This is a genomic window from Nocardia sp. NPDC003979, assembly GCF_053605015.1.
Window position 1 is genome coordinate 95,831 of sequence record NZ_JBSGIJ010000015.1, and the last position, 23,343, is coordinate 119,173.

General features: G+C 67.7%; 19 protein-coding genes. 9 read left to right on the forward strand and 10 right to left on the reverse strand.

The genetic code is table 11. From position 1 onward, the window contains the following. The first annotated feature begins 55 nt into the window (after positions 1-55). On the forward strand, positions 56-1,396 hold the full coding sequence (gene glnA / locus ACWEVR_RS26135; protein WP_067487327.1) for a type I glutamate--ammonia ligase: 1,341 nt from the start codon (positions 56-58) through the stop codon (positions 1,394-1,396). 61 nt (positions 1,397-1,457) lie between these two features. Then, a complete protein-coding gene (locus ACWEVR_RS26140) occupies positions 1,458-4,469 on the forward strand; it encodes a bifunctional [glutamine synthetase] adenylyltransferase/[glutamine synthetase]-adenylyl-L-tyrosine phosphorylase (RefSeq protein ID WP_452469104.1) in 3,012 nt (1,003 codons plus the stop codon). Positions 4,470-4,528: 59 nt separating this feature from the next. Here ACWEVR_RS26140 and ACWEVR_RS26145 read toward each other — a convergent pair whose 3' ends face one another. Continuing rightward, positions 4,529-4,732, reverse strand: coding sequence for a cold-shock protein (locus ACWEVR_RS26145; RefSeq protein WP_056821080.1), 204 nt, complete (start codon positions 4,730-4,732; stop codon positions 4,529-4,531). A 221-nt stretch (positions 4,733-4,953) separates the two neighbouring features. Here ACWEVR_RS26145 and ACWEVR_RS26150 point away from each other — a divergent pair, with 221 nt between their 5' ends. Together ACWEVR_RS26150 and ACWEVR_RS26155 are read left to right on the forward strand one after the other, a co-directional pair. Further along, positions 4,954-5,949, forward strand: a complete 996-nt coding sequence (locus ACWEVR_RS26150) for a hypothetical protein (protein ID WP_452469105.1) — start codon at positions 4,954-4,956, stop codon at positions 5,947-5,949. Between the two features lie 114 nt (positions 5,950-6,063). Continuing rightward, the gene (locus tag ACWEVR_RS26155; protein ID WP_452469106.1) at positions 6,064-8,580 is read left to right on the forward strand and encodes a GmrSD restriction endonuclease domain-containing protein; all 2,517 of its coding nucleotides are present in this window, start codon (positions 6,064-6,066) and stop codon (positions 8,578-8,580) included. On the opposite strand, the gene ACWEVR_RS26160 is transcribed toward ACWEVR_RS26155, so the two are convergent. Then, positions 8,577-8,834 (reverse strand): hypothetical protein, encoded by a 258-nt coding sequence (locus ACWEVR_RS26160; RefSeq protein WP_452469107.1) that lies wholly within the window; start codon positions 8,832-8,834, stop codon positions 8,577-8,579. The two genes, ACWEVR_RS26155 and ACWEVR_RS26160, sit on opposite strands and share 4 nt — an antisense overlap. 94 nt (positions 8,835-8,928) lie before the next feature. On the opposite strand from ACWEVR_RS26160, the gene ACWEVR_RS26165 reads away from it, so the two are divergent. Beyond that, entirely contained in the window at positions 8,929-9,879 is a 951-nt protein-coding gene (locus tag ACWEVR_RS26165) for an endonuclease/exonuclease/phosphatase family protein (protein WP_452469108.1), read from the forward strand. Positions 9,880-9,952: 73 nt separating this feature from the next. After that, on the forward strand, positions 9,953-11,404 hold the full coding sequence (locus ACWEVR_RS26170; protein WP_452469109.1) for a metallopeptidase: 1,452 nt from the start codon (positions 9,953-9,955) through the stop codon (positions 11,402-11,404). 1 nt (position 11,405) lies between these two features. Here ACWEVR_RS26170 and ACWEVR_RS26175 read toward each other — a convergent pair whose 3' ends face one another. The 3 genes from ACWEVR_RS26175 to ACWEVR_RS26185 are packed head-to-tail and all read right to left on the reverse strand — an operon-like array spanning position 11,406 to position 14,179. After that, positions 11,406-11,867: a 6,7-dimethyl-8-ribityllumazine synthase gene (locus ACWEVR_RS26175; protein WP_452469110.1), complete on the reverse strand. Its 462-nt coding sequence runs from the start codon at positions 11,865-11,867 to the stop codon at positions 11,406-11,408. A gap of 24 nt (positions 11,868-11,891) precedes the next feature. Next, positions 11,892-12,725: an alpha/beta hydrolase gene (locus tag ACWEVR_RS26180; protein ID WP_452469111.1), complete on the reverse strand. Its 834-nt coding sequence runs from the start codon at positions 12,723-12,725 to the stop codon at positions 11,892-11,894. Next, positions 12,722-14,179: a M20/M25/M40 family metallo-hydrolase gene (locus ACWEVR_RS26185; protein ID WP_452469112.1), complete on the reverse strand. Its 1,458-nt coding sequence runs from the start codon at positions 14,177-14,179 to the stop codon at positions 12,722-12,724. Before ACWEVR_RS26185 ends, ACWEVR_RS26180 begins: the two co-directional genes overlap by 4 nt. A gap of 100 nt (positions 14,180-14,279) precedes the next feature. Between ACWEVR_RS26185 and ACWEVR_RS26190 the strand changes: the two genes are divergently transcribed. Beyond that, positions 14,280-15,026 carry a DUF4191 domain-containing protein gene (locus tag ACWEVR_RS26190; protein WP_067487348.1) on the forward strand — a complete coding sequence of 249 codons (747 nt, stop codon included), beginning with the start codon at positions 14,280-14,282 and terminating at the stop codon, positions 15,024-15,026. Between the two features lie 52 nt (positions 15,027-15,078). On the opposite strand, the gene ACWEVR_RS26195 is transcribed toward ACWEVR_RS26190, so the two are convergent. After that, positions 15,079-15,462 carry a YrdB family protein gene (locus ACWEVR_RS26195; protein ID WP_452469113.1) on the reverse strand — a complete coding sequence of 128 codons (384 nt, stop codon included), beginning with the start codon at positions 15,460-15,462 and terminating at the stop codon, positions 15,079-15,081. 39 nt (positions 15,463-15,501) lie between these two features. Continuing rightward, positions 15,502-15,954: an RDD family protein gene (locus ACWEVR_RS26200; RefSeq protein WP_067487354.1), complete on the reverse strand. Its 453-nt coding sequence runs from the start codon at positions 15,952-15,954 to the stop codon at positions 15,502-15,504. Between the two features lie 253 nt (positions 15,955-16,207). Here ACWEVR_RS26200 and glnA (ACWEVR_RS26205) point away from each other — a divergent pair, with 253 nt between their 5' ends. Further along, positions 16,208-17,644 carry a type I glutamate--ammonia ligase gene (glnA, locus tag ACWEVR_RS26205; RefSeq protein WP_067642193.1) on the forward strand — a complete coding sequence of 479 codons (1,437 nt, stop codon included), beginning with the start codon at positions 16,208-16,210 and terminating at the stop codon, positions 17,642-17,644. 130 nt (positions 17,645-17,774) lie between these two features. On the opposite strand, the gene ACWEVR_RS26210 is transcribed toward glnA (ACWEVR_RS26205), so the two are convergent. Then, positions 17,775-18,608, reverse strand: coding sequence for a lipase family protein (locus ACWEVR_RS26210; protein WP_452469114.1), 834 nt, complete (start codon positions 18,606-18,608; stop codon positions 17,775-17,777). 739 nt (positions 18,609-19,347) lie between these two features. On the opposite strand from ACWEVR_RS26210, the gene ACWEVR_RS26215 reads away from it, so the two are divergent. Further along, a complete protein-coding gene (locus ACWEVR_RS26215) occupies positions 19,348-20,991 on the forward strand; it encodes a CocE/NonD family hydrolase (RefSeq protein WP_452469115.1) in 1,644 nt (547 codons plus the stop codon). On the opposite strand, the gene ACWEVR_RS26220 is transcribed toward ACWEVR_RS26215, so the two are convergent. Next, complete coding sequence (locus tag ACWEVR_RS26220) at positions 20,988-22,697, reverse strand: alpha/beta fold hydrolase (RefSeq protein WP_452469116.1); 1,710 nt, start codon at positions 22,695-22,697, stop codon at positions 20,988-20,990. The genes ACWEVR_RS26215 and ACWEVR_RS26220 overlap by 4 nt on opposite strands. Positions 22,698-22,770: 73 nt before the next feature. After that, a complete protein-coding gene (locus ACWEVR_RS26225; RefSeq protein WP_452469117.1) occupies positions 22,771-23,325 on the reverse strand; it encodes a TetR/AcrR family transcriptional regulator in 555 nt (184 codons plus the stop codon). Between the last annotated feature and the right edge of the window lie 18 nt (positions 23,326-23,343).

Sequence of the window (23,343 nt, forward strand, 5' to 3'; positions counted from 1 at the left end):
CAAACGAGTCGGCGTATGTAACACGGATTTAACGCCGGGTGCCTACGCTCGCCGTATGGATCGCCAGAAGGAATTCGTGCTGCGGACGCTCGAAGAGCGGGACATCCGCTTCGTACGTCTCTGGTTCACCGACGTGCTGGGCTACCTCAAGTCCGTCGCCATCGCCCCCGCCGAGCTCGAAGGCGCCTTCGAGGAGGGCATCGGCTTCGACGGCTCGGCCATCGAAGGCTTCGCGCGCGTGTCCGAGGCGGACATGGTCGCGCGGCCCGATCCGTCGACCTTCCAGGTGCTGCCCTGGGCCAGCTCCAAGGGCCACCAGCATTCGGCGCGCATGTTCTGCGACATCACCATGCCCGACGGTTCGCCGTCGTGGGCCGACCCGCGCCACGTGCTGCGCCGTCAGCTGAACAAGGCCGCCGACGTGGGGTTCAGCTGCTACGTGCACCCCGAGATCGAGTTCTTCCTGTTGGAGAACCAGCTCAAGGACGGCTACCAGCCGATGCCCGCCGACAACGGCGGCTTCTTCGACCAGGCCGTGCACGACTCCGCCCCCAACTTCCGCCGCCACGCCATCGACGCGCTCGAGTCGATGGGCATCTCGGTGGAGTTCAGCCACCACGAGGGCGCGCCCGGTCAGCAGGAAATCGACCTACGCTACGCCGACGCGCTATCGATGGCCGACAACGTGATGACCTTCCGCTACCTCATCAAGGAGGTGGCGATCGACGAGGGTGTGCGCGCGACGTTCATGCCCAAGCCGTTCTCCCAGTACCCCGGCTCGGCCATGCACACCCACATGAGCCTGTTCGAGGGCGAGTCCAACGCCTTCGCCGACCCGGACGACCCCAACAACCTGTCGAGCACCGCTCGCTCGTTCATCGCGGGCATCCTCGAGCACGCCCCGGAGATCAGCGCGATCACCAACCAGTGGGTCAACTCCTACAAGCGCCTCATCCACGGCGGCGAGGCCCCCACTGCCGCGTCGTGGGGCCGTTCGAACCGCTCGGCGCTGGTCCGCGTGCCGATGTACACGCCGAACAAGTCGTCGTCGCGGCGCGTCGAGATCCGCAGCCCAGATTCGGCCTGCAACCCCTACCTCACCTTCGCGGTGCTGCTCGCGGCCGGTCTGCGCGGCATCGAGAAGGGGTACAACCTGCCGCCCGAGGCAGAGGACGACGTGTGGTCGCTGACCGACGCCGAGCGCCGCGCGATGGGCTTCCGCTCGCTGCCGGGCACCCTCGACGAGGCACTACAGGCGATGGAGCGCTCGGAGCTGGTCGCCGAGACCCTCGGCGAGCACGTCTTCGACTTCTTCCTGCGCAACAAGCGCCGCGAATGGGCCGACTACCGCAGCCAGGTCACCCCCTGGGAGCTCAAGGAATACCTCAGCCTGTGATTCCTGCGCCGGGGGATCCGGCGTGACGCTGTCGTTGCCAGGACCATGTAAGTTTTGACGCATGGTCCGGCCACCGACTGCCCGCTCCGCTGTTCCCGGCGTAGGTCGGCTCGGGTTACTCGAACCCACCGCGGCGGACTCCCTGCACCAGCTCGGCTGGGACAATGTCGACGGCGTGCCCGTGCTCTGGGCGCTGTCACGTTCGCCCGACGCCGATCTGGCCCTGTCCACGCTCGTGCGGTTGCGCGAAGCGCTCGGAAACGACTGGGGCGAACTGGATTCGGCGATCCGTTCCGAAACGACGCTGCGTGGCAGGCTCTTCGCGCTGCTCGGTTCCTCGACGGCGTTCGGCGACCACCTCGTCGCCGTACCGCGGCGCTGGAAAGTGCTGCGCGCCGGTCGGCTTCCTGATCGCGACGAACTGATCGCCGACCTGCTCGACGCCGTCGATGCGAAACCCGAGACCGGCCCCAACGCGGGACCCATGCTGTTCCGGGCAGGTATCTCCGGTCCCGAGTCGATCGCGTTGCTGCGTGACCGGTATCGCGATCAGCTCATGCTCCTCGCCGCGATCGACCTGGCCTCCACCGTCGAGAACGAACCGGTGCCGCCGTATCAGGTGGTCGGCAGGCACCTGTCGGATCTGGCCGACGCCGCGCTCACCGCCGCCCTGTCGGTGTCGGTGGCACGGGTGTGCAAGAACGGCGAGGTTCCGGTGCGTCTCGCGGTGATCGCGATGGGCAAATGCGGTGCGCGCGAACTGAATTACGTGAGCGACGTGGACGTGGTCTTCGTCGCCGAGCCCGCCGACGCCACCGCCACGCGCTTGGCCGCCGAGATGATGAGTGTCGCGAGCTCGGCCTTCTTCGAGGTGGACGCCGCGCTTCGCCCCGAGGGCAAGGCCGGTGCGCTGGTGCGCACCCTCGATTCGCACCTGGCCTACTACAAGCGCTGGGCGCGCACCTGGGAGTTCCAGGCCCTGCTGAAGAACCGCCCGATGACCGGCGATCTGGAACTGGGACAGCAGTACCGCGACGCGCTCATGCCGATGGTGTGGGCCGCCTCCGAACGTACCGACTTCGTCGCGGACGTGCAGGCCATGCGCCGCCGGGTGGAAGACCTGGTGCCCGCCGACCTGCGCGAACGCGAACTCAAACTCGGTGCGGGCAGCTTGCGAGATGTCGAATTCGCTGTGCAGCTACTGCAATTGGTGCACGGGCGCGTCGACGACTCGCTGCACGTCACCAATACCGTCGAGGCGCTCACCGCGCTCGCGGCGGGCGGGTACGTCGGGCGCGACGACGCCGCCAATCTCACCGCCTCCTACGAATTCCTGCGCCTGCTCGAGCACCGCCTGCAGCTGCAGCGGCTGAAACGAACACACACCCTGCCCGCCGCCGACGACGAGGAAGGCATGCGCTGGCTGGCGCGCGCCGCCCACATCCGGCCCGACGGCCGCCAGGACGCGGTCGGCGTGCTCGACACCGAGATCCGCCGCAACGCGGTGCGGGTGCGCCGCCTGCACGCCAAGCTGTTCTACCGGCCGCTGCTCGACGCGGTGGCCCGGATGGATTCCGACGCGCTTCGCCTGAGCCCCGACGCCGCCGTGCGCCAGCTCGCCGCCCTCGGCTACGCCGCCCCGGAGAACGCGCTCGGTCACCTCAAGGCGCTCACCGGTGGAGTGTCGCGCAAGGGCCGCATCCAGGCGCTGCTGCTGCCGACTCTGCTCGAATGGCTCGGTGACACACCGAATCCCGATGCGGGCCTGCTCGCGTACCGCCGGGTGTCGGAGGGGCTCGACGACCAGATCTGGTTCCTGCGCGAACTGCGCGACGAGGGCGCCATCGCCCAGCGGTTGATGATCGTGCTCGGCTCCTCGGAGTACCTGCCCGACCTGCTCATCAACGCCCCCGAGACCATCCGCATGTACGCCGACGGTCCGGGCGGACCCCAGCTGCTCGGACCGCAACCCGAGGACGTGGCACGCGGCATCCAGACCGCCGCCGCCCGCTACGACGACCCGAAACGCGCTGTGGCGGCGGCTCGTTCGCTACGCAGACACGAACTGGCCCGGGTCGCCTCGGCCGACCTGCTCGGCATGCTCGACGTGCCGCAGGTGTGCGCGGCGCTGTCGTCGGTGTGGGTCGCGGTGCTCGAGGCGGCGCTCAGCGCGGTCATCCGGGCCTCGGAAGCCGAGCGTGGCGCACCGGCGCCCGCCGACATCGCGGTGATCGGCATGGGCAGGCTCGGCGGCAAGGAACTCGGCTACGGTTCCGACGCCGACGTGCTGTTCGTGTGCGATCCTCGGCCCGGCGAAGACGAGACGACCGCGGTGAAATGGGCGACCAATGTCGCCGAGAACGTGCAGCGGCTGCTCGGTGCCCCGAGTGTCGATCCGCCGCTGCAGGTCGATGTGGGCCTGCGCCCCGAGGGTCGTCAAGGCGCCCTGGTTCGCACGCTCGCGGCCTATCAGGCCTACTACGCCCAGTGGGCGCAGTCGTGGGAGGTGCAGGCGCTGCTGCGCGCACACCAGGTTGCGGGGGATCAGGACCTTGGTGTGCGGTTCCTGCATGTCATCGACCCGGTGCGCTACCCGGCAGGCGGTGTGTCGCCCGAGGCGGTGCGCGAGATCCGCCGGATCAAGGCGCGCGTGGATTCCGAGCGGCTGCCGCGCGGCGCCAATCCCGCCACCCACACCAAACTCGGTCGCGGTGGCCTGGCCGACATCGAGTGGACGGTGCAACTGCTGCAGTTGCGGCACGCCCACGAGGTGCCCGCCCTGCACAACACCTCGACACTGCAGTCGCTCGACGTGATCGAGGCCGAGGGCATCCTCGAGCCGGAAGACGTTGCGCTGCTGCGGGAATCGTGGCTCACGGCGACGGCGGCCCGTAACGCGCTGGTGCTGGTGAAGGGCAAGCCGACCGATCAGCTGCCCGGTCCCGGTCGATTGTTGTCGGCGGTGGCGCGCGTGGCCGGCTGGCCCAACGACGACGGCAGCGAATTCCTCGACAACTACCTGCGCATCACGCGCCGGGCCCGGGCCGTCGTCGAGCGTGTCTTCGGGGTATGAGGACATGAGAAAGGCCCCGCACCAGTGGTGCGGGGCCTTTCTACAGCATCACGCCGAAATCAGATGGCGCGGACGTCCTGAGCCTGGGGGCCCTTCTGGCCCTGACCGACCTCGAACTCCACGCGCTGGCCCTCTTCGAGCGACTTGAAGCCCGAGCCGCCGATGGCCGAGTAATGCACGAAGACGTCGGGGCCGCCTCCGTCTTGGGCGATGAAGCCGAAGCCCTTTTCGCCGTTGAACCACTTAACAGTGCCTTGAGTCATGTTTTTAAAAGTCTTTTCCGTAGGTGAGCCACGGCGATCACTTGCGATCAGCCCAGTCTCAGCGTCCAAGTATGCCACACTCGTCAGCAAACCGCGCATTGGGCTGCATCACACCACCGTATGGGCGGAGTCTGCGGAAATTCCCGGGCGTGTCGCACGCGGTTTCGGTCATCCTTCGACCTCGCTCACCCGCCGCCGCGAAGTGTGCCAATCTGGGCACCATGGACATCGACCTCGCCATGCGGGTACTCGACGCACACGTGGCCTTCGAGAAGCGGCGGCTGCGCGATCCCGCGGGTTTTCTCGAACTGATCACCGAGGAGGTGGACGGCGCGCTCGCCGAGGCCGACGTGCTGACCCTGGCCGAGGCCGTCACCCGCGAGCAGATCAAGGCCGTCGCGCACAAGTACGCGGTGCAGTTCCCCGTCGAGGGCGCCATCCCCGAACTCGTCGGTGAGGTAGCCGCGCGGTTGTACAACCATCGCGTCAACGACGAGATCGAGGTCGGCGAGGTGGTCGACACCCGCCACTTCGACGACCTCGTCGACGCGATCGCGGGCATGGAGGTGACGCACCGGCTGCTGCGCATGGTGCTGAACAGCCCCGTCACCGTCGACGCCTGCGTGGAGGCCGTGCAGCGCGCGGTGGTGACCGCGGTCGACGACGGGCGTCACGTGGAGGGCGGCGGGCTGGCCGCCTCGCTGCGCGGGGCGCTGTCGCGACTGGCCGAACCGGCGATGCCCGTGATCGAGAACGGTGTCGGCCGCATCACCCGCACCGGTGCGCGATTCGTGTTGCGCGGCAACAGCAACGACGCCGACGAGGTACTCATCGACACCGCCCGCGAGACCTGGCGCAAGCACGTCGGCGATTCGGTCGGCACGTTCCGTGAGGTGGTCTCGGCCGACGACGTCGAGGACATCGTCGTGCTCGCCTTCGAGTTCTGGCGCTCGTTCCGCGACACCGATTACTTCCACGCGCTGCTCGACGAGGGCATCGACCACGTCTTCGACAAGTACGGCGACACCGCGCTCACCGAACTCCTGGCCGAGCTCGGCGTGAGCCGCGCCGACATCATGGAGGAGGCACTGCGTTTCGGCCCGTCGGTGCTCGAAAAGCTCGACGAACGCGGCTATCTCGACGCACTGTTGCGGCGCAGGCTCGCACCGTTCTACGCCTCGGCGGAGTTCCGTGCCGCGGTGGCCGGGACCGGGTAGCGCGGCACTCGACCCGCCAGTCCTGTTCGGGCGCTGGGATGTCGGAGCCTGTCGGTACGATCCGTGCGACGATGGGGCGGTTCGCCGCTGGGAGAACGCGATCGAAAGGCTGTCGTGACACGTCTGTCCACCCTGCTCGACCAGATCGATTCCGGGGCCGTGCTGCTGCCGGAGTTCCAGCGCGGGTACGTGTGGAACCGCGATCAGGTGCGTGGGCTCATGCGGTCGCTGTACCTGGGGTACCCGGTCGGTGGCTTGCTGGTGTGGGAGACGGGATCCGACGACATCGCGGTGCGCGGCACGGCCGCCGGCTCGGGCCTGCGGCAGTTGCTGCTCGACGGCCAGCAGCGCATCACCACCCTCTACGGCATCGTGCGCGGGAAGGCGCCGTCGTTCTTCGAGGGCGACGCGGTCGCGTTCACCGGCCTCCATTTCGATGTCGAGCGTGAGCTTTTCGAGTTCCAGGTGCCCGGTCGCGACATCAGTCCGGCGTGGATCGATGTCACCGAACTGTTCGCGCTCGGCCCGATGCACTACATGTCCCGGTTCCCCGACGAGTCGCCGGAAACGCTGGCGTTGTACCTGGACCGGTTGAACAAGCTGCGCGAGATCACCCATCGCGAGTTCAATGTCGAGACCATCACCGGCTCGGACCGCACGGTCGACGAGGTGGTCGACATCTTCAACCGGGTGAACTCCGGTGGCACCAAACTCTCCAAGGGCGACCTGGCGCTGGCCACCCTGTGCGCCCAGTGGCCGCAGGCGCGCGGCAACCTGCGCGATCACCTCATCCGCTGGGACAAGGACGGCTACACCTTCACCCTCGACTGGTTGCTGCGCAATGTGATCGCGGTCGGCAACGGCCGCTCGCATTTCGACGCGCTCGGCGACCTCGGGCCCGCCGAATTCGAGCTGGCGCTGAGCGAGTCGGCGCGCCAGGTCGACACCTTCCTCGACACCGTCGCGGGTAGGCTCGGCCTCGACCACGACCGAGTCCTGATGGGCCGCTACGCGATTCCGGTCATCACCCGGCTGCTTTTCCTCAACGGCGGGCAGTTCGACAACGACCTGCACCGCGACCGGGTGCTGTACTGGTACATCCATTCGGCGCTGTGGGGCCGCTTCAGCGGGTCGACCGAGACTTTCCTGCAGCAGGACTACGACACCCTCGAACGCGGCGGTATCGACGCGCTGATCGCCTCCCTGGAACGCCTGCGCGGCGGCTCGCTCGACCTGTGCGCCGACGACTTCGCAGGCGCCACCCGCGGTTCGCGCTTCTACCCGCTGCTGTACCTGCTCACCCGCGTGGACGGTTCGCGCGATCTCGGCACCGGAACCGAACTCGGCATCGAACAGTTCGGCGACCGCACCCCGGTGCAGGTGCATTACCTGTTCCCCAAAACCCTGCTGCGCGAATACGGCTACGAACGCAACGAGATCAATGCGATCGCCAACTTCTGCTTCCTGAGTCCCGGCTCGGAAGCCGAAGTGGGCGAGCGCGAACCGGCCGACTACTTCGCGGAGATGGAGCGGCGCAACCCGGGCGTCCTCGCCTCACAGTGGATACCCACCGACCCCAACCTCTGGCGCGTGGAGAACTATCGCGAATTCCTGCGCGCGCGGCGCATGCAGCTGTCGCGGGCGGCCGATACGTTCCTGGAGAAGCTGCGTACGGGCAACCTGCACCGGCCGACGCTGCTGACTGTCGGCGTTGCCGGTGTCACGGTCGGTGACCCGGCCGTCGACCAGGTGAATGCCCTCGTCGAGGATCTCGTCGCCGACGGTTTCGGTTTCCCGCTGCTCGACAGCGAGGTCTCCGACCCCATCACCGGCCGTGAACTCGCGGTGGCGGAGGCGTTCTGGCCCGAGGGCCTGCAGCCCGGTGTCGGGATGCCCGTGGTGCTGCTGCTCGAACCGGCCGATGCCGACCTCACCCGCTTCTCCCAGCTGGGCTACGCGGTGTTCACCTCCGTCGACGCCCTGCGCGGCTACGTGGAGAACCTGCGCGCCGAGGCGTCCGGTGCTCCCGGGTTCGACGGCCCCGCCGCCGATGTGGCCGCGCTGGCCGAACGGCTGCCCGCCACCTGGGTCGGCAATTCCGAACTGGTCTGGTTCACCTACTCGTGGGGGCTGCTCGAGCAGGACCGGGCGAGCGGTCCCGAGGTGGTGGAACTGAGCCCCGAACAGGTCGCGTTGCGCTACATCGCGCTGTGGGCGCTCACGCGCACCTTCTACATCCACGCCTTCGACCAGGGCAACCCCGGTGAATGGCGCTACTACCTCGGCGATGCCATCGGCTCCAACCCGCTGATCCCGCGTGAGTGGCTCGCCGCGCGGGCGGTCGAGTCCGGTGCGCTGGCGCCCGGTGCGGTCCCCGGTGACGAGGACATCGCGATCGCCCTGGTGCACGGCGTCATCGATACCGTCGACGAGGTGGCCAACGCGCTCACCCACATCCTGGGCGGGCCTGGCCTGTTCGCTTCGCTCTGGGCCTCGGCGGGCGCGGCCGAACACTACGGTTATCCGCTGTCGACCGATCAGATCAACGACCTCATCAACCAGGTCGTCAACGATCCGGCGTCGCGAAAGATCCAGGCCTACAACTGGATCGAAGCGGGCATGCCGCTCTAGTCCGGCGCACCGGTCACGCGCTGGAAGGTCGTGACGAACTCGCGCAGGGCATCGGGGTCGGCCGTTTCCACGGTGATCGGGGTGCCCGCACGGACGTCGAGTTCCGGCCAGCAGACGGGCAGGACCGGCAGCTGAACGGTCCTGGTACCGACGGTCACCGTGATCGCGGGGGTGCGGCTCGTCGCGACGGTCATCAGGTCCTCGATCGCCTGCTCGGTGAGCTGTCCGGCGGCACTGAATTGTTCGATGTACACGGCCACCTCCTTCTCGGCGGCCAGTGTAGGCCCCTCAGAGAATCCTCAGAGGCACCACATCCAGACCCGATGCGTGCCCGCTTAGGCTGCTCGCATGATGCGTGAATGGATGGATCGAGCGCTGCTCGTCCTGGGGTGGGGCGCAGTGATCGCGGCGGTGGCCGGGATCGTGTTGCACGTCGGGAACTGGCAGCAGAGAACGTTGGTCTTGCTGGCTTCGGGGGCGATGTGGTTGATGCTCGGTGCCGTGGTGGGGGTGGTGTTGCTGATGCTCGCGCGCGGGTGGCGCAGCGCCGCCGCGGGGGCCGCGGTGCTGGTGGGGGCCGGTGCGCTGGTCGTGCCGTCCTATGTGCCCGAGGCGCGTGCCGCCGACGGGCCGGAAGTAGTTGTGCTGCAGTCGAACATCCTCTTCGGCAAGGCCGACCCGAAAGCGGTGGTCTCGACGGTGCGCGACAACGATGTCGATCTACTCACCGTCGAGGAACTGACCTTCGACGCGATCACGGCGCTGCGCGCGGCCGGGCTGGAGGAGCAGCTTCCGCACGTCTACCTCGAAGCGGCCCACGCGGGCGGGGGTGGCACCGGGATCTACAGCCGCTATCCCTTGCGCGACACCGAGAAGTTCGACGGATTCGTGATGAGCAACCTCGGCGCGACCATGGAACACCCGCAGCGCGGTCCGATCTCGGTGTTCGCCTTCCATCCCATGCCGCCGAACCTGGACTTCGTGGCGTGGTCGAACGAGATGCGCCGGGTCGACGAGATCCTCGCCGCCACCAGCGCGCCCGCGATCGTCGGCGCGGATTTCAACGCGACCCAGAATCATTCGGCCTACCGGGCACTGCTCGACGGCCCGTTCGCCTCGGCCGCCGACCAGACCGGCGACGGCATCCTGCTCACCTACCCCGCCGACCGCCGCTGGGGTCCGTTGCTCGGTATCGACTACGTGCTCGTCGCCGGTGGCGTCGCCGAAGACGTTCGCACACTGACCCTTCCGGGAACCGACCATCGCGCTGTGCTCGCCACGCTCCGAATGGACCGCTGACACTTCTGGATTACCATGTGAGCGCTCGACAGCGGAGGCTTCGTGTCCGCGTCATTTCCGGGGAGGACAGCGTATGAGAAGACATCGGTTCGGCGTGGCCGTGGCCGCGGCACTGATGAGTGTGGGGGTGCTGGTCACCGGTTGCTCGACGGCGAACACCGTCACCGGCGACCAGGCGGTACCTACGCAGGACAACCCGTGGGAGGTGGCGGGCGCGACCTCGAGCGAGGGGCCGAGCGGCCCGCGCCCGGGTGTGCCCGACACCGACAAGAAGGCCGAGAACACCGACAACGGTGCCATCGACAAGCTCGCGATGAACGCGATCGCCGACATCGAAGAGTACTGGCAGGGGGAGTATTCCAAGACTTTCCGCGGCGACTTCAAACCGGCTTCGAAGTACATCTCCTGGTCGGCGCGTGCCTCGGAGGCCGAGTCGGTGGAGTTCTGCTTCGGTAGCACCTACAAGCTGGTCAATGCCGCGTACTGCCCGCTCGACCACACCATCGGCTGGGACCGTGAGGTGCTGCTGCCGCTGCTGGTCGACAAGTACAAAGAGATGTCGGTGGTGATGGTGCTGGCCCACGAGTACGGGCACGCCATCCAGGCGCAGGCCGACCTGCTGCGCGGCTTCCTGATGGACGGCCTGGTGAAGGAACAGCAGGCCGACTGCCTGGCCGGTGTGTTCCTCCGCCATGTGGCCGAAGGCAATTCGAAGCACTTCACCCTCAACACCACCGACGGCCTCAACGGTGTCCTCGGCGCGACCGTCGCCGTGCGCGACCGCGACCCCAACGACCCCGACGCCATCCACGGCTCGGCGTTCGAGCGGGTCACCGCGGTGCAGATGGGGTACACCGACGGCGCCAAGGCGTGCAAGGCCATCGACAAGGACGAGATCGCCAAGCGCCGCGAGGGGCTGCCGGTCACCTTCGAGGAGGACGAGCGCGACAAGCAGTTGCCGGTGGACCAGGAAACGCTCAGCACGCTCGCCACCCAGCTCGGCAAGTCGATGCCGGTGCAGAACGCGCCCAAGTTCGACTACAGCGGCGTCACCCGCAACTGCGCGAAAACGACCACGACCGAACCGGTCTCGTACTGCCCGTCGTCCAACACCATCGGCACCGACGTGCCCGCCATGGCCAAGCGGGCCGGAGAAGGCGCGAGCGGTGAGGAGGAACCGCTGTCGGCGGTCGTCACCGGCGACTACAACGCCGCCGTGGTGTTCGTCTCCCGCTACGCCCTTGCGCTGCAACAGGATCGGAAGGTCTCGCTGACCGGCGCGGCCACCGCCGGCCTTCGCACGGCCTGCCTGTCGGGTGCGCTCACCACGAAACTCAGTGAGCCGGGCAGTGATCCGCGACTGTCGGCGGGTGACCTCGACGAAGCGGTCTCCGGCCTGCTCGCCGACGGCCTCGCCGCCAGCGATGTCGACGGCAAGGTGGTGCCGAGCGGATACCAGCGCCTCGAGGCCTTCCGCACCGGCGTCCTGCAGGGCGAGCAGGTCTGCTGGACTCAGTTCGAGTAAATCAGGAAACCGGCAGCGATCGAAGGGAGCTGAGGGTGTTCGCCACCGCGCGGGCGGCCTCGGCTCCCTTCGTCACGAAGTGGTTGGTGTAGTAGTCCACGTGCTCGCTGTGCTCGTGGAAGTGGTGCGGGGTGAGCACCACCGAGAACACCGGCACATCGGTGTCGAGTTGCACGCGCATCAGCCCGTCGATCACCGCCGAGGCGACGAAGTCGTGGCGGTAGATGCCGCCGTCGACGACCAATGCGGCGGCGACGATCGCCTCGTAGCGGCCGGTGGTGGCCAGGCGCTTGGCGTGCAGCGGGATCTCGAAGGCGCCCGGCACGTCGAACACCTCGACCACCGCCTGGTCGAAGCCCAGGTCGGCGTACTCGGCGAGGAAGCCCTCGTGTGCTTTGTTGACGATGGAACTGTGCCAGCTGGCGCGGACGAAGGCGACGGCGCCGGAAGTGGTGTTTCCCATGGTCGGAGTCTACTAGGCGACAAGTTACTTGTCGGTAATATGGTTCGTGAGCCACTCGACGACGTCGCCGATCACCTCGTCGCGCTCGGGTTCGTTGAAGACCTCGTGGTAGTAGCCCGCATAGCGGCGCACGGTCTTGTCGGCCGACCCCGCGTCGCGTTCCAGCACGTCGGCGCTCGACGGCGCGGCGATCGCGTCGCCGGTGCCGTGCAGCACGAGCAGCGGTGCGGTGAGCGAGCCGAGGCGCTGCTTCACCAGTTCGGTGTGGCGCAGGATCTCGACGGCTGTGCGCGCGGGCAGCTTCCCTCGGAACACCAGCGGGTCGTTGTCGTAGGCGCGGACCACCTCGGGATCGCGGCTGATCTCCGACGAATCCAGTTTCAGCACACCGAGATTCGGGGCGAACCGGGTGAGCAGTGGCGCCGCCGCACGCTGCACCGGATTGCCGAGCGGGATGTCGAGCGGCGGTGCGGACACCACGACACCCGTCACGTCGACGGCCGCGCGGGTGGCCAGATGCAGGACGACGAGACTGCCCATCGAATGCCCGAGCAGGAAGCGTGGCAGGCCGGGGTTGGCGGCACCGGCGATTTCCAGCAGGGCCGCCACATTGTCGGCGGCGGCATCCATCGAACCGATATTGGCCCGGTGACCCGCCGAGTGCCCGTGCCCGACATGGTCGAGGGCGTACACCGCGAACCCGGCCTCGGCCAGCGCGGCACCGACATATTCGTAGCGGCCGGAATGTTCGGCCACGCCGTGGACCAGTGTCACCACGGCTCGCGGCGCGTCGGGTTGCCATGCGCGCCAGGCGATCCGCCCGCCGTTGCCCGCGAATTCACCGGTCTCGGTGGTCATTGCTGCGTTCCTGTCGGCTCGGGCGCTGTCCGGTCGGTGGACGCGGCCTGCTCGGGCCGGTCGCTCGGTGCGGCGAGCCGCTGGATCAGACGCCGGTTGAATTCGATCAGCCGAGCGTAGTTGAGCCGCGAGATCCGTTCGTCGGTTCCGTGTATCCGCTCCAGGTCTTTGGCGTCGAGCACAATCGGCGCGAAATTACAGCGCGTTTCGACCAGATCGTCGTAGTGGCGCGAATCGGTGGCACCCGGCACCAGACCGGTGGTGGTGACGATGCCTGGCACCAGGCCGGTGGCGAGCTCGGCGATCAGTTCGTACGCGGGCCCGGGGCCGTCGACCCGTGACGGCTCGGAGGTGGGGCCGACGAGTTCGACCGTCACGCCGTCGTCGCCGATCACCCGGCGGCAGTGCGCGAGGACGGCCGCGACCGAATCACCGGGCAGGATACGGAAATTCACCAGCGCCTCCGCGCTCTGCGGCAGCACATTGGCCTTCACCCCACCCGCGATCACCGTGGGTGCCGTCGTCGTGCGCACGAGCGCTTCGGTGCTGGGAGCCAGCGCCATGATCCGGGTGAGCAGCGGTGCCGCGAGCCGCGACAGCACCTCGGAATCGGTGAGCCCGAGCAGCTTGCGGCGTGGCCCGGGCAGGGCCACGCGCATCCGGGCCAGCATGTCGGCGATCACCGGCGTCAGCCGCAACGGCATCGGCCGGTCCTGCACCCGGGCCACCGCGCGAGCCAGCCTGCCGACCGCGGTCTGGCGCCCGGGCATCGAGGAGTGGCCGCCGGTCTCGGTCACCGAAAGCCGCACCGTCGCGTAGCCCTTCTCGCCGAGCATGATGCTGGCGACCGGCCGGTCGACGCCGTCGGCGACCCCGTCGGTGATGACACCGCCCTCGTCGAGCAGCAGATCGGCCCGTACGCCGAGGTCGCGCAGGTGCCCGGCCATACGCACAGCGCCGCCGTCACCGAACACCTCCTCGTCGTGACCGAAGGCCAGGTAGACCGTGCGGCTCGGCCGGATCCCGTTCCGCAATGCCCACTCGACGGCCTCGAGAACGGCGAGCACGCGGCTCTTGTCGTCGATCGCGCCCCGGCCCCAGATGAACTCGTCGTCGACCACACCGGCGAACGGCGGATAGGTCCAGCGTTGCGGGTCGTCGGCCGGGACCACGTCCTGATGGGCCAGCAGAATCGCCGACACACCCTCCTCGACGCCCGGCCAGCGGTAGAGCCTGCTGCGGCCGAACACGGTGAGCTCGAGCTCGGCGTGGGTCAGCGGAAACGCGGCCTCGAGGTGCTCGGCCAGGCGGGCGAACTCGGCGTCGGCGCTGCGGGCGGGATCGTCGGCCGAGACCGTGGCGCAGCGCAGGGCCGCGGCCAGCCGTTCGGCCACCTCGTCGTCGGCACCGTCGGTGACGGGGGAGTGGGCACTGTTGTCGGTGATCGGGCGCACCTGCGCCATTCTCGCCGGACACGCGGCGGAAAGCGCGACGAATCGTCGCGAGTGTCATGCGGTCCGACCGGCGAGCGAGCGTGCATCTAAGCTGAACACCATGGCAGGAGGCAAGGGCGGCAAGCCGTCGAAGGAAGCCAAGGCCGCGGCTAAAGCGGCCCGCAAGCAGGCATCACGCGAACGTCGTCAGCAGTTGTGGCAGGCGTTCAACATGCAGCGCAAGGAAGACAAGGCGCTGCTGCCGCTGATGATCGGCGCACTCGTGGCCACGACGGTGGTGTTCTTCGTCATCGGCCTGATCTTCGACATGCAGTGGTTCCTGCTGCCGCTCGGTCTGCTGCTCGGTGTGCTGTTCGCCTTCATCATCTTCGGGCGGCGCGTGCAGAAGAACGTCTACCGCAAGGCCGAGGGCCAGGCGGGCGCGGCGGCGTGGGTGCTGGAGAACCTGCAGGGCAAGTGGCGGGTCGCCAACGGCGTGGCCGCGACCACCCAGCTCGACGCGGTGCACCGCGTGATCGGTCTGCCGGGCGTCATCTTCGTCGCCGAGGGTTCGCCGCAGCGGGTCAAGTCGCTCATCGCGCAGGAGAAGAAGCGCACCGGGCGCCTCATCGGTGACACCCCCATCTACGAGGTGATCGTCGGCAACGAGGAAGGCCAGACCCCGCTCAAGGACCTGCAGAAGTTCCTCACCAAGCTGCCGCGCAACATCGACGTCAAGCGGATCGACCAGATCGAGGGCAGGCTCTCGGCCCTCAGCTCCCGCAGCGGCGGTCCCGCGATGCCGAAGGGCCCGATGCCCCCCGGCGCGAAGATGAAGGGCATGCAGCGCGCCATCCGTCGCCGCTGATCCACCCCGTCGCGAGCCCGTCACCGTGCAAGGTGACGGGCTCGCCGCTTTTTCAGGCCTGGGACGTGCGGCCGGTCAGCAGCCACAGCACACGGTCGTAGGCCAGCAGGTGATAGCCGACGAGGACAGCGGCCGAGATCAGTGCCAATCGGGGCAGACTCGCTGCCCACAGGGCCGCGGCCCCGCCGAACAGCACCGCGAGCTCGACCCCGAGCCGCACCGGACCGGGGACCGGCACCGGCGCGTCACCGCTGCGGCTCGGGTCGTCGGGGACCGCGAGCGTGCCCCACAGCACAGCCGCCGCGACCGGCAGCACCACGACGAGCAGATATCGCCACGGGGAATCGAAGGCACGCCAGCCGAACACCCCGAACGAAGTGATGGCGATCAGTTCGAGCAGAAAACGTACGGCCAACAGGGCCGGATTCAGTGACACGGCCTGATCGTATGGCCGCGCCGCACGCCGCGCGCTCGATCAGCGGGCGTTGACCAGCGCGGTGCCGGTGGCCTGATCGTGCATGCCGCGGCCGTCGGCATCGGTGAACAGGGCGGGCACCACGAAGAACACCAGCACCTGCCGGGCCAGCGCGCGCACGAACCCGACCGGCACGGGCGCGTCGATCCGCGCCACCCGCATCCGCAGGAAGTACTGGCCGGGGGTGAACCCGAACAGCGTCACCGCGAGCACACCGATCACGAACCACACCAGCAGCGGCACCGACGACGACGCGAAACTGCCGGTGATGACGGCCGCGATACCCACCGCGATGAACCAGTCGACGAACAACGCGACCACCCGCCGCCACGTCGGAGCCAGCGAGCCAGCGCCCTCGCGAGGCAACCCGTAGAGCTCGCCGGGGTAACCCGCTGTCTCGTCGTCGCCTTCGGTGGGATTGCCCGAGAGCCATGTGCCGGTGATGCGCGCCATGAGTTCCAGGATAGAGCCGGGTCGGGGGCGGCTACCGACCGCATTGACGGAGGTCACGTGAGCGCGCGCGGGTGGAGATGGCAGGATTGGGCCTGCAGGTCGCGCCCGGATGGCAGACATCACCGTCGCCCGGCATGCGCGTAACACTGGCGAAACACAGCCTTGACTGTAGGGAAACACCGCGTCCATAACGTCAGGTCGCGACGAACCCACGCATCGTGACGGGCTGGGAACCGATCCGTAAGGAGAACAAGTGACGTTCAGCACGGCCGAAGAGGTCATCCAGTACATCAAGGAACAGGACATCGAGTACGTCGATATCCGTTTCTCGGACCTTCCCGGCGTCCAGCAGCACTTCTCGATCCCGGCCAAGGCGTTCACCGCCGACCTGGCCGAAGAGGGTCTCGCGTTCGACGGTTCCTCGGTGCGTGGCTTCCAGTCGATCGACGAGTCGGACATGCTCCTGCTCCCCGACTTCAGCACCGCCCGGATCGACCCGTTCCGTGCCGCGAAGACGCTCAACCTGAACTTCTTCGTGCACGACCCGTTCACCCGTGAGGCCTACTCCCGCGACCCGCGCAACATCGCGCGCAAGGCGGAGGAGTACCTGCGTTCGACCGGTATCGCCGACACGGCGTACTTCGGTGCCGAGGCCGAGTTCTACATCTTCGACGGCATCCGCTACGGCTCGGGCATGAACGGCTCGTTCTACGAGATCGAGTCGATCTCGGGCTCGTGGAACACCGGCAACGAGTTCAACCCGGACGGCAGCCGCAACCTCGGCTACAAGGTCCGCAACAAGGGCGGTTACTTCCCCGTCGCCCCGTACGACCACTACGTCGACCTGCGCGACAAGATCTCGACCAACCTGCAGAACGCGGGCTTCGAGCTCGAGCGCGGCCACCACGAGGTCGGCACCGCCGGTCAGGCCGAGATCAACTACAAGTTCGGCACCCTGCTGGGCGCTGCGGACGACCTGCAGCTGTTCAAGTACATCGTGAAGAACACCGCGTGGCAGGAAGGCAAGTCCGTCACCTTCATGCCGAAGCCCCTCTTCGGTGACAACGGCTCGGGCATGCACGTGCACCAGTCGCTGTGGAAGGACGGCAAGCCGCTGTTCCACGACGAGGCCGGCTACGGCGGCCTGTCGGATCTGGCGCGTCACTACATCGGCGGCATCCTGCACCACGCCCCGTCGCTGCTGGCGTTCACCAACCCGACCGTGAACTCCTACCACCGTCTGGTGCCGGGCTACGAGGCCCCCATCAACCTGGTGTACTCGCAGCGCAACCGCTCGGCTGCCGTGCGTATCCCGGTGACGGGCAACAACCCGAAGGCCAAGCGCATCGAGTTCCGCGCGCCCGACTCCTCGGGTAACCCGTACCTGGCCTTCGCCGCCATGATGATGGCCGGCCTGGACGGCATCAAGAACAAGATCGAGCCGCTGGCTCCGGTCGACAAGGACCTCTACGAGCTGCCGCCCGAGGAGGCCAAGAACATCCCGCAGGCCCCCACCAGCCTCGCGACGGTCATCGACCGCCTCGAGCAGGATCACGACTACCTCACCGAAGGCAACGTCTTCACCGAGGACCTGATCGAGACCTGGATCCAGCTCAAGCGCGACAACGAAATCGCGCCGGTGAACCTGCGTCCGCACCCGTACGAGTTCGAGCTCTACTACGACGTGTAAGCCTGACCTGCGGGGACGGGCCTGATCGGCCCGTTTCCATACGCAGTGGGTACGCAGTAAATGGTTGAGTCCACCCGTTCCGTGAGCACACGGCGGGTGGACTTTTCCGTATCCGAGGTTCGCGACGGAGCTAAGCGCCCTCGAGTGCCATGGTCGGCACCGTGCGCGTCGAGCAACCCTCCGGCGCGGCCTGCCCAGCGAGACGGTCATCGATCCAGCGCAGGACCGCGGTCGTCGCACTGATCTGCAGGCTCACGTGCTCGCTCAACTGGTCGCGCACCGAGGTGATCCGTGCTCCCGTTGCGCACCACCACGCCGTCGCCTGGTCGGCCCAGGTGATGTCGAGGATCTCGTCGTGCACGGCGTTGTAGCTGAGCAGCGGTGCGGTCGGTACCACGGTGCCGAATTCGAGGCCGGTGAACGATGCCTGTACCTGGTCCATCAGTTGTGAAAACGGGATCGTCAGGTAGTCGTCCATGCGCAGGAACGCGTGCTGAGCCACGTTCGGTGTCACGCATTTGCTGTCGCCCGCGGCCATCAGAGCGTGTCCGGCCGGCGTCAGATATTCGGCGAAAGCCGCCGCCAGCCGTGGATCGGCGCGCATCATGCCCGGCAGCAGCGACGGCAGGAAGCCGGAGAACGGGCCGCCGTCGAGCTCCTCCAGATAGCGGCCGATCGGCGCGGTCCAACCACCCATGGCTACACCGACCAAGTGGATTTCGGGAGCGTAGGTCGGATGGACTTGCGCGGCCCAGCTGGTACCGAACGACCCGCCGGAGTAGCCCATCGCGGCGACCGGGGTCTCGGTGCCCCACAGTCCGAGCGGTGTGAAAGCCTCGGCCGCGCGCACGCCGTCGAGCGCGGCGTAACCCGGCTGTCTCGGGGTGAACATCGACCCTTTCGGGCCCTCCCAGTCGGGTACGGAAATCGCATGACCGGACGACAACATCTGGTCGATCTGCATGAGATCCAGTGAGGAGTCGTACTTGTCGGGCGCTCCTTGGGCGCAGCACGTACGAGGGAGCGCACTGTGGGGCCGATGCATCCGTGGCGGCCTGATAGCTGATCAACCCTTTGACCTGCCCGCTTCGTGGGCGCAGCACCGTCGTCACGGTCGCCATGGGTCTGCCGTCGGTATCGGTCGTCCGATACAGCAACTGCCAGGCGTGGGCGTTCTGCGCCTGAGGTCCGAGCGAGGCCACCTCGACGGGCCGCGAGTTCAGAATGGTGCCAGGCGCGGTCGAGTCCCATCCCGATGGCGGGGTGTAGAACGAGTCGTGCTGCGGAGTGGTCAGCGGATCCGCACTACCGACCGCCATGGAAGTACTGGTGAAGCACAGCGCGGCCGCAGCCGCGATCAGGATCGAGCGCATCTGACCGCGCTCGACTGAACGCCTTGCACCACAGGCTGATACGGCTCTGCCCATCCTGGGGACCATCCCTCCCTCGAGGGGAACTGCCACCCGAGAATCCCCCTGAAGGCAGTCAGAGTACATCCGCCGATCGCGACAAATATCCGAAATGACAGCAGTGCAAGTCGCAGAAGGTTCGACGATCGACCGGAAATACCTGTTCCGTCTCAGGGGAGCGTTGGGTGTTTCCAGAGGCGGTTCGAGGCCGCCGACGACGGATGGTCGGGGAGGGCGAGCGGCCCCCGGATATCGGGGCTGGACGGGTGAGCGGATTGCGGTAATAGTCCAGGGGTGCGATGGGGCGTTGTGGCGGCGCGGGCGATGGCCGGCGTGGCGTTGGTGGTCGGGATGGCGGCGGCGCCGGTGGTGGCCGAGGCGCCGGTGGAGTTCACGTGGACGCAGGAGTATCTGACCGCGGCCGACGGAACCCGGTTGCACGCGGATGTGTTGCGGCCTCCCGGTCTGGCGCCGGATGTGCGGACGCCGGTGCTGTTGACCGCCAGCCCGTACCGAGCGCATCTGGCCTATCTCAGTGTGCCTCGACCCGAGGGCGGGCCTTCGACCGAGAATCTGCCGGTCGAATGGGCGCTGAAGGCGGGCTACACCTATGTGATCGTCGATCTGCGCGGCTTCGGCGGGTCCAACGGATGTCCGGATTACGGCGGGCCGGGGGAGCGCTCGGATGTGGTCGCGGCGGTCGAGTGGGCGGCGAGCAGGCCGTGGTCGACCGGCCGGGTCGGCATGGTCGGCACCTCCTACGAGGGCTGGACCGGGATGATGGCGCTGGCCGAGAAGCCGAAGGGGCTCGCGGCGGTCGCGGCGTTCGCGCCGGTCGTCGACCCGTATTCGTACCTGTACATGCAGGGCACCTCGTGGAAGTTCGGCGGCAAACCGTTGACCGAGGACGGTGTGCGCCCCGCCGACATGGCAGGCGGTGAGCACCTGGCCATCGCGTCGACCCCCGGCCACTGGGCCGACAGCGAAGAGTACAAATCCAACGCCGTCCAGATGACCCAGGCCTGCGCCGACAGCTACCTCGGGCTCACCATGAACCACAACGGCGCCGACCCCGGCTGGCGGGAGCGCGACATGGTCGAAGACCTGCGTGGCAACACCACCCCGCTGTTCCTCGGCCAGGGCTTCCTCGACGCCAATACCCGCGCCGACCGGGTCATCGAGGCCTGGGAAGCGCGGGGCCCGGGCGAGCATCGGGCCTGGTTCGGACAGTGGGGTCACTCCGATTGCCGGGAGAAGTGCGGCACACCGTATTTCGCCGCCGAACTGTACGCATTCCTGGACCGGCATGTGGCCGGCGCCGACGTCGAGGTGCCCGGCCCGCCGGTCACCGTCGGCCAGTTCGACGGCGGGTGGCGCAGCGAAGACGTGTGGCCGCCGGTCGACACCCGCCGCACGACGGTCCAGTTGCGCACCGGAACCTATGTCGATCGAGGTCTGCTGCCCGGCGCCGACCGGGAGATCTGGTCCATCTCGGATCCGGTCACCCAGCCGGTGCACCTGGCGGGCCGCCCCACCGCGTCCCTGACGCTGTCCGGCCCGCCCGAGGCGACGGTCGCGCTCGAGCTCTACGACATCGCCCCCGATGGCCGCGCCACGGTGATGAGCCGGGGGATCGCCCCGGTTCGCACCGAAACCCAGGTCCGGCTGCTGTGGCAGGACGCGCGGTTGGCTGTCGGGCATCGGCTGGGCGTGCGCATCACCGATGTGGTCGACGACGTGTGGTCGCATACCCCGACCAATGCGCGGGTCACCGTCGAGGCGGCCCGGGTGGAACTGCCGTTGCTCACCGCCGCCCGCGAGCTGAACCTGTCCGGTGGTGTGCCGACCTGGCATGCGCGGTGGCGCGGTGCCGAAACCGTCGAACTCGGGCAGGCGCTGCTGAACGATCCGGCCGTGCGGGTCGAACTGCCTGCTTAAACCTGCTGGGAGACAGCCTTTTCCGAGCCCTCGAGCACGCGGATGACCTGGTCGGGATGGGTCAGCTGCGGATAGTGCCCGGCACCGGCGATGGTAGTGACCCGGTGTGCGGTCGGCTGCGTCAGCGGGTCGTCGGCACCGACCACGATGTCGACCGGGACCCGGACCTCGGCGAGTTTCGCGGCCAGATCGGCACGGTATCGGTCAGTGCGTACCGACCGCATGATCGCGAACGTACGCTGAGCCACCCCGTTGCGCCGCAAGCCCGCGACCGCCGATTCGATCGCCGTGCCGTTCGGAATACCCAGACGCGCGGCCAGTTTCGCGGCCGGAAGCCGCTTCACGACAGCGGCAGCGAGAGGCGAAGCGGTAATCCACGGCAGCTGTGACTGGAGGAACCACGGTGCGATCAGCACCAGCCGCGAAACCCGATCCGGGTGGCGCAGCGCGTATTCGACGGCGGCGCCGGTGCCGAGGGAGTGCCCGACGAGCACGGGCGTGCTGCGTACCGGCGCGAGCAGGTCGTCGATCCACTCGGCTGTCGACATGTCCGACGCGGCCGAGCGGCCGAGTCCGGGCAGATCCGCGGCGAGGACCGAACCGTCCAGCGCATCGGTGAGATCAGCCCATGAATCGCTGTCGAGCGGAATGCCGTGCAGCAGCACATAATCTGGGTCGGCATCATCGCCACTCAGCCAGGTTCCCGTGCGGAAGCCGGCTGCCCGCGTCGTCTCCACGGCACCGTTACGAGTCGCGATGATCCGGTCGGCATAGGACCGCAGGAGATCGCCGACCGGTGGCTGCGTGATACTTAGCCGTGCGGCGACTTCGTCGCTGGCCGAGGTGTCGTATCGGTCGCTGCTGATGAACGACAGCGTCTCGGGATCGGTCCTCGTCAGCGCCTGGGGTAGCCGCCGCAACAGTTCAGCGGGGACAGTGAAGCGCGGCGCGCGGACATGCAAGTGATCGGCGACGAGGCGGATCAGCTCGGGAAGATTCGGGGTTGTGGCGTCGAGGACGGGATAGGAACGCCCCTCTGTGTCGGGCAAGGTGGGCAGCCCGACGATGAAACGGGTGAGGTAGTCCAGGTCGACGACCGGGATGAACGTGTCGGCCGACCCCGGCAGCACGGGCAACTTTCCGTGCCACAGCAAGTCGATCAGGTCGGCGAGCCCGAAGAACTGACCGGGGCCGACCACGCCGGACGGGTTGGCGAAGGTCAGCGGAATGTCCCTGTCGGCAGCAACTTTTCGCAGCAACGCGTCGGCCTCGACTTTCGAAGCCTCGTAGGCGCCGGAACGGTAGTCGGTGTGTCCGGCCTCGGCGCGATATCCGGTGATGTGCACGATTCTGCGTAGATCCGGCTGCCGCGCCGCCCATTCCAGCACGTGCAGCGCACCGTCGAGATTGACCCGACGCGCCACGTCGGCATCGAGCCCGAACTTCATCAACGCGGCCGCGTTGTACACATCGCGTACCCCTTCGATCGAGTCACCCAATGCCAGATCTGGTTCGGCGATATCGGTGGTGGTGATCGTGAGACCGGTGGTGTCCACGCCTTGCTCGACCAGCCACGTGGACAGGCGCTGCTCACTGCCGGCGCGCAAGGCAGCCGTGACGGTGTGCCCCGTGCGCAGCAATTCCGCGACCAGTGAGCGGCCGATGAATCCGGCCGCCCCGAAAACGATCGAATCGGTATGAACCATGGTGTCCTACTTTCAGTAGACCGATTGGCATATTTTGTGGTGATCAAAGAGCCCCGCCGCGGGCGCTGCGGGGTCAGACGAGGAGGTCGATGGTGTCGGCCAGCTGATCGAGAGGTCGACGATCGCGGTGTGCTCTGGCCAGCACCAGTCCGCCCTCGATCAGGGCGAGCGACGCCGTGGCGAGGCGTTCGGGCTCGGGGTGGCCGAACCCGGTCAGGCGCTCTCGAATGGCGTCTTCCCAGAGGCGGTAGGTAGCCGAACAAGTCTGTCGCACAGCGTCATTGGTCGACGCGGTATCCAATGCCACTGCCGCCACCGGGCAGCCGATGGTCCAGTCGGAGGCTTCGAGTTGGTCGCCGAGCAGCCGCAGCATGGTGTGTGCGAATTCCCGTGCGTCGTTCGCTTCGACAGTGCGGATCAACTGCGCCATCTCGGTGCCACTGTCGGTGAGTGCCGCCGAGATCAGCTCGTCCTTACCGCCGGGGAAGTGAAAATACAGCGACCCGCGCGGCGCTCCACTGTCCTCGACGATCTGCTTGAGTCCGGTGCCGAAGTAGCCGCGCGATTCGATCAGCGACCTGGTGGTCCTGATCAGTTTGCACCGGGTTTCGGCTCCTTTTGCACCCACGAGATAAAACTAGACCGG